The sequence below is a fragment of the Paracoccus sp. FO-3 genome, assembly GCF_006386455.1.
GTDB classification, from domain to species: Bacteria; Pseudomonadota; Alphaproteobacteria; order Rhodobacterales; family Rhodobacteraceae; genus Paracoccus; species Paracoccus versutus.
Genome location: NZ_VCBQ01000020.1, coordinates 57,250 through 63,426, shown reverse-complemented (window position 1 = coordinate 63,426; position 6,177 = coordinate 57,250). Strand labels below are relative to the sequence as shown.

At 72.3% G+C, this 6,177-nt stretch carries 6 protein-coding genes; 4 read left to right on the top strand and 2 right to left on the bottom strand.

Annotation, left to right across the window (positions count from 1 at the left end; translation table 11 throughout):
- Positions 1 to 200, bottom strand: a 200-nt coding sequence (locus tag FE811_RS27865) for a hypothetical protein (protein ID WP_219848868.1), incomplete at its 3' end; no start/stop codon positions are given.
- 462 nt (positions 201 to 662) lie between these two features.
- Between FE811_RS27865 and FE811_RS28220 the strand changes: the two genes are divergently transcribed.
- The 4 genes from FE811_RS28220 (at position 663) to trpE (ending at position 5,559) form a co-directional block, all read left to right on the top strand.
- Complete coding sequence (locus FE811_RS28220; RefSeq protein WP_255469688.1) at positions 663 to 794, top strand: hypothetical protein; 132 nt, start codon at positions 663 to 665, stop codon at positions 792 to 794.
- 11 nt (positions 795 to 805) lie between these two features.
- Positions 806 to 1,981, top strand: coding sequence for an aminotransferase (locus FE811_RS07990; protein WP_116222906.1), 1,176 nt, complete (start codon positions 806 to 808; stop codon positions 1,979 to 1,981).
- A 123-nt stretch (positions 1,982 to 2,104) separates the two neighbouring features.
- On the top strand, positions 2,105 to 4,057 hold the full coding sequence (locus FE811_RS07985; protein WP_116223270.1) for a peptidylprolyl isomerase: 1,953 nt from the start codon (positions 2,105 to 2,107) through the stop codon (positions 4,055 to 4,057).
- Positions 4,057 to 5,559 (top strand): anthranilate synthase component I, encoded by a 1,503-nt coding sequence (gene trpE / locus FE811_RS07980; RefSeq protein ID WP_072461578.1) that lies wholly within the window; start codon positions 4,057 to 4,059, stop codon positions 5,557 to 5,559. The genes FE811_RS07985 and trpE overlap by 1 nt, the downstream gene beginning before the upstream one ends.
- 228 nt (positions 5,560 to 5,787) lie before the next feature.
- Here trpE and FE811_RS07975 read toward each other — a convergent pair whose 3' ends face one another.
- Positions 5,788 to 6,174 (bottom strand): hypothetical protein, encoded by a 387-nt coding sequence (locus tag FE811_RS07975; protein WP_140847008.1) that lies wholly within the window; start codon positions 6,172 to 6,174, stop codon positions 5,788 to 5,790.
- Positions 6,175 to 6,177: the final 3 nt, after the last annotated feature.

The following is a 6,177-nucleotide window of genomic DNA, read 5'->3' as shown; positions in this document are numbered from 1 at the left end:
GCCCGCTTGCGCCCGCCGAAAGCCCCGCCGCGCCCCGGATTGCCCTGCCCGAGGCCGATCCCATCGACCTGCCCGATCCGGCGGGCGAGGCGCCGATCCCGGTGCCGCCGCCCGGCCAGGTGGTGGTGCCCGTGCTGGACCGCGCCCCCGAACGCGCCCTGCCGGCCCCGGCGCCCGAGGCGCAGCCTCGAGCGGCGCATGAGGCACCTGCCGTTTCCACCGGGACGCAGCCGGCTTCGCCAGCCCCTGCCCTTGGAGCGGACGCGGCATCCGCCGACACGGTGCCCCAACCGCCCCCCGCCGCGCCGGCCGTTTCCGCTGGGACGGAACCGCCCGCGGACGCATCCCCGTCGCCGCCCGCTGCCTCAGCGCCCGAGGTGCGGCCCCAAGCGATGCCCGATGCACCTGCCGTTTCCGGTGGGACGCAGCCAGCCGAGGACGCGCGCCCGTTGCTGATCCCCGCACCTGGCCCGGACGCGGCATCCGCCGACACGATGCCCCAACCGGCCGGGTCCGCGCCGCCGTCGCCGCCCGCCGTCCCAGCGTCTGAGGCGCAGCCCCAAGCGACGCCCGATGCACCTGCCGTTTCGACCGGAACGCAGCCGGCCGGGAACGCGCGCCCTTCGCCGCCTGCCGCCCCAGTGCCCGAGGGGGCGCCCGGCATGGCAGAGCCTTCCGCCGCGCCGCAAGACACCGCGCGCGGGCAGGGCGGCGAGCCTGTCCGGCCCGCAGCCGGTGCGGGCCTCGACCTGTCCACGCCGCCCGATTTCGGCGCGCTGCGCCTGACCGACTGAGGCCCGTCGCCATGCTGCCGCTGAACCCCGCCCTTGCCGCGACCTTTCGCCCGCCCGTCATGGAGGCGCGGCGCTGGCTTGCCGGACTGACCTTTCCGCCCGAGCGGCCGCTGATCAACCTCAGCCAGGCCGCGCCGGTCGAGCCGCCGCCCGAGCCCTTGCGCCGCGCCATGGCCCAGGCGGCGCTGGAGCGGCCCGACGCGCATCTCTATGGCCCGGTGCTGGGCCGCCCCGAACTGCGCGAGGCGGTGGCCCGCGAATGGTCGGCCGCCTATGCCGGCACCATCCGGCCCGAAGAGGTGGCGATCACCCAGGGCTGCAACCAGGCCTTCTGCGCCGCGATCCAGAGCCTGGCCGGGCCGGGGGACGAGGTAATCCTGCCGACGCCCTGGTATTTCAACCACAAGATGTGGCTCGACATGCAGGGCATCCGCACCGTTCCCCTGCGCTGCGGCGCGGACATGGTGCCGGACGCGGCCGAGGCGGCCAGGCTGGTCACGGACCGCAGCCGCGCCATCGTGCTGGTCAGCCCCAACAACCCCTCGGGGGCGGAATACCCGGCCGAGACCCTGCGCGCCTTTGCCGAGCTGGCGCGGTTGCGCGGGCTGGCGCTGGTGCTGGACGAGACCTATCGCGACTTCGATGCGCGCGAGGGCGCGCCGCACGACCTGTTCGCCGATCCCGACTGGGGCGAGGTGCTGGTCCATCTCTACAGCTTCTCGAAAGCCTATCGCCTGACCGGGCATCGCGTCGGCGCGCTGATCGCCAGCCCGGCGCGCCTGGCCGAGATCGAGAAGTTCCTCGACACCGTCGCCATCTGCGCCGGCCAGATCGGCCAGATCGGCGCGGCCTGGGGCATGGCGAACCTGCGCACCTGGCTGGCGGGCGAGCGGGCCGAGATCCTTGCCCGCCGCGCCGCCATGGCCGAGGGCATGGCGCGGCTTCCCGGCTGGCGCGTCAAGGGCTGCGGCGCCTATTTCGCCTGGGCCGAGCATCCGTTCGACATGCCCTCGCCCGAGCTGGCGCAGCGCCTGCTGCATCAGGCGGGGGTGCTGCTGCTGCCCGGCACCATGTTCATGCCCGAGGGCGATGCGCAGGGCGCGCGCCATGTCCGCATCGCCTTCGCCAACGCCGACCGGGACGGCATCGCCGCGCTGATGCGCCGGCTGGAGGCGTTCCGGCCCTGACCGGCCGACCGGATTGTGATCTGCGGGAAAGGCGGCGCGGCGTCGCGGCACTTGCCGCCGGGGCCTCGGCACCCTAAAGACTTGCGCTGACTGACAAGAACAATGGCGGGGCACGGCGACAAGATGCGAGGCAAGGGCAAATCGACCATCGTCTGGTTGCTGATGGGCATGCTGGTCCTGGGGCTGGGCGGCTTCGGCGTCACCAATTTCTCGGGCGGCTCGGCCGACATCGGCGCGGTGGGCGATGTCGAGATCTCGGCCCAGGACTATGCCGGCACCCTGCGCGCCGAGATGCAGGATTTTTCCGCCCGCACCGGCCGGCAGATCAGCGCCGCCGAGGCCAAGGCCATCGGCGTGGACCAGGCGGCGCTGGCGCGACTTTACACCGCCGCGGCGCTCGAGGCCGAGGCGAACCGGCTGGGCGTCTCGGTCGGCGACCAGGCGGTGGCCGAGCAGATCACCGGCATCGCCGCCTTCCGCGGGCTGAACGGCCAGTTCGACCGCGCCATCTATGCCGATGCGCTGCGCCGCGAAGGGATGCGCGAGGCCGAGTTCGAACATGACCTGCGCATGGACATGGCGCGGCTGATCCTGCAGGACGCGGCGCTGGCCGGGGTCAGCGCGCCCGAGCCGGTGGTGGCGCAGACCCAGGGCTGGCTGCTGGAGACGCGCGACGTCCATTGGCGCGAACTGACGGCCGAGGATCTGCCCGCGCCGGTCGCCACCCCGGACGAGCCCACGCTGCAAGCCTGGCACAAGGCCAATGCCGACCGCTTCACCGCGCCCGAGATCCGCAGGATCACCTATGTCTGGCTGACCCCCGAGATGCTGGAGGGCGAGGTCGAGGTCGACGAGGCGGCGCTGCGCGAGCTTTACCAGGACCGGATCGAGGAGTTCCAGCAGCCCGAGCGCCGCATGGTCGAGCGGCTGGTGTTTCCGACCATGGCCGCGGCCGAGGAAGCCAAGGCGCGCATCGACCGCGGCGAGATCACCTTCGAGCAGCTGGCCGCCGAGCGCGGGCTGACGCTGGCCGACATCGACCTGGGCGAGGTGAGCCAGGCCGAACTGGGCGCCGCGGGCGAGGCGGTCTTTGCGCTGGAAGAGCCCGGCGTCGCCGGCCCGGCCGGTTCCGACCTGGGGCCGGCGCTGTTCTCGATGAACGCGATCCTGGAGCCGCTGGACATTCCCTTCGAGGAGGCGCGCGACGACCTGCGGCTCGAGGCCGCGGTGGATCGCGCCCGCCGCCAGATCGAGGAGCGCTCGGGCGAGTTCGCCGACCTGCTGGCCGGCGGCGCCGCGCTGGAGGACATGGCGCAGGATACGCCGATGCAGCTGGGCCGCATCGACTGGAGCCAGGGCGCCGAGGCCGATCCGAACGGCATCGACGCCTATCCCGAATTCCGCCAGCGCGCGGCGCAGCTGACCGAGAAGGACTTTCCCGAACTGTTCGAGACCGGCGACGGCGGCGTCTTCGCCATGCGGCTGGACGAGATCGAGCCGCCGACGCTGATCCCCTTCGAGGAGGTGCGCGAGCGCGTGGCCGAGGACTGGGCGCGCAACGAGACCCATCGCCTGCTGCTTGCCCTGGCCGAGGAGCGCCGCGTCGAGGCCGAGGCGGCCGCCGAGACCGGCATCGAGCCGGCCCCGGCGGCGGCGACCGCGCCGGTCGCCCAAGCCCTCGGCGCCGCCGCGACCGGGACCGGGACCGATAGCCCCGCTCCGGCGGCCGAGAAGCCCGTCCCCGATCCCGGCACGCCTGCGACCAACCTTGCCCGCGGCGGTTTCATCAACGGCGTGCCGCAGGACGTGGTGGCCCAGGCCTTCGAGATCGCCGATGAGGGCGCGACCGAGGTGGTCGATGCCGAGAACCGGGTCTTCCTGGTCACGCTGGACCGGATCCACCCGGCCGAGACCGAGGGCGACGAGGCCGCGCAGATCCGCGAGGGCATCTCGGCCCGGCTGGCGGATTCGCTGCGCCAGGACGTCTTCGACTATTTCACCCGCGCGCTTCAGGCGCAGGCCGGCGTGACGCTGAACCAAACCGCGGTGGATGCGGTGAACGCGCAGGTCCAGTGATGGAGATCACCCCCGATTTCGCCGGATTCGAACGCGGCTGGGCCGAGGGGCGCAACCAGCTTCTGACCATCCGGCTGGCGGCCGACCTGGACACGCCGGTCAGCCTGATGCTGAAGCTGGCCGAGGCCGCGCCCAATTCCTTCATGCTGGAAAGCGTCACCGGCGGCGAGGTTCGCGGCCGCTATTCCTTCATCGGCATGAAGCCCGACCTGATCTGGGAATGCCGCGACGGCCAAGCCCGCATCAACCGCAATGCGCGCTATTCCGACGAGTTCGCGGGCGACGACCGCCCGGCGCTGGACAGCCTGCGCGCCCTGATCGCGGAAAGCCGCATCGACATGCCGGACGGCGTCCCGGCGGGGGCGGCGGGGCTTTTCGGCTATCTCGGCTATGACATGATCCGCCTGGTCGAGCGGCTGCCCGACGTGAACCCCGATCCCCTGGGCCTGCCCGATGCGATGATGATGCGCCCCTCGGTCGTTGCGGTTCTGGACGGGGTCAAGGGCGAGGTGTTGCTTTGCGCCCCCGCCTGGCATGACGCGGACACGCCCGCCCGCGCCGCCTATGCCCAGGCCGCCGAGCGGGTGATGGAGGCGCTGCGCGCGCTGGACCGCCAGCCCAGCGAGCCGCGCGCCCTGGGCCACGACCTGAAGATCGGCGAACTGCGCAGCAACTTCAGCAAGCCCGCCTATCTGGCGGCGGTCGAGAAGGCCAAGGAATACATCCGCGCCGGCGACATCTTCCAGGTGGTGCCCTCGCAACGCTGGGCGATGGATTTCCCGCTGCCGCCCTTTGCGCTTTACCGCGCGCTGCGGCGCACCAACCCCTCGCCCTTCATGTTCTTCCTGAACTTCGGCGGCTTCCAGATCGTCGGCGCCTCGCCCGAGATCCTGGTGCGGCTGCGCGAGGGCGAGGTGACGATCCGCCCCATCGCCGGCACCCGCCCGCGCGGCGCCACGCCCGACGAGGACCGCGCGCTGGAGGCCGACCTGCTGGCCGACCAGAAGGAACTGGCCGAGCATCTGATGCTGCTGGACCTGGGCCGCAACGACGTGGGCCGGGTGGCGCGCATCGGCACGGTCCACCCGACCGAGCAGTTCACCATCGAGCGCTACAGCCATGTGATGCATATCGTCTCGAACGTGGTGGGCGAACTCAACGAGGGCGAGGATGCGCTGTCGGCGCTGCTGGCGGGGATGCCGGCGGGCACGGTCTCGGGCGCGCCCAAGGTCCGGGCGATGGAGATCATCGACGAGCTGGAGCCGGAGAAGCGCGGCGTCTATGCCGGCGGCGTGGGTTATTTCGCCGCCAATGGCGAGATGGACATGTGCATCGCCCTGCGCACTGGTGTGATCAAGGACGGGCAGCTTTACATCCAGGCCGGCGGCGGCGTGGTCTATGACAGCGACCCCGAGGCCGAGTTCATGGAAACGGTGAACAAGAGCCGCGCCCTGCGCCGCGCGGCCGAGGAAGCGGCGCGTTTCGTGCGCGGGAACGGATAGGGCGCGGCTGCCGCCGGCGGGCTCAAATCCCGCCCGCGATGCCTGGCCTGGCAAGGCAACTGGCGGACCGGCGCCGCTGCGCCGGAATAGGGCACGGTTGCTGCCGGCGTGCTCCACCCCCCCCCTCCGCCCGCGATCCCTGGTGTGCCAAGGCGGCTGGCGGAGGCCGGTGGGTGGTCCGGCCGGGCAGGTGGTCGGCCCCGCTGCGCCGGAATGCGGCAGGAGCGGTCAGTCCTGCCAAAAGGGGATGTCCGTGCGGCAGTAATTCCCCACCGCCATCCCCACGGGCAGCGAGCCGTCGCGCGGTCCCGAACCGAACGCGGACAAGCCGGCCCCTTCCGCCTTTCGCGCGGGATCAAGGGTAAAGACGATCCCCTGGCCCGCCGCGCGTGGCTTGGGTGTGGCGCGCCAGATCCGGGTCTTGCTGGGCTGGCCCAGGGCGCGCTGCGCATAATCGCCGGCGGCACACCAATAGTCGGTATCCTCGCGTCGCGGCTGATAGGCGACCGCGATCTCGGCCGGGCCGGTCTGCGTGACGGTCATGCCGTTGCGGGCCGTGAAGGCGGCGGCCGGCATCGGCAGCAGCAGCAGCGCGGCAAGCAGCATCGGTCGCATCGG

Excerpts from the sequence above, each read along its gene's own strand:
- trpE (WP_072461578.1), top strand. The coding sequence starts at position 4,057 with ATGGAGATCACCCCCGATTTCGCCGGATTCGAACGCGGCTGGGCCGAG.
- FE811_RS07975 (WP_140847008.1), bottom strand. The coding sequence starts at position 6,174 with ATGCGACCGATGCTGCTTGCCGCGCTGCTGCTGCTGCCGATGCCGGCC.
- FE811_RS07990 (WP_116222906.1), top strand. The coding sequence starts at position 806 with ATGCTGCCGCTGAACCCCGCCCTTGCCGCGACCTTTCGCCCGCCCGTC.
- FE811_RS28220 (WP_255469688.1), top strand. The coding sequence starts at position 663 with ATGGCAGAGCCTTCCGCCGCGCCGCAAGACACCGCGCGCGGGCAGGGC.
- FE811_RS07985 (WP_116223270.1), top strand. The coding sequence starts at position 2,105 with ATGCGAGGCAAGGGCAAATCGACCATCGTCTGGTTGCTGATGGGCATG.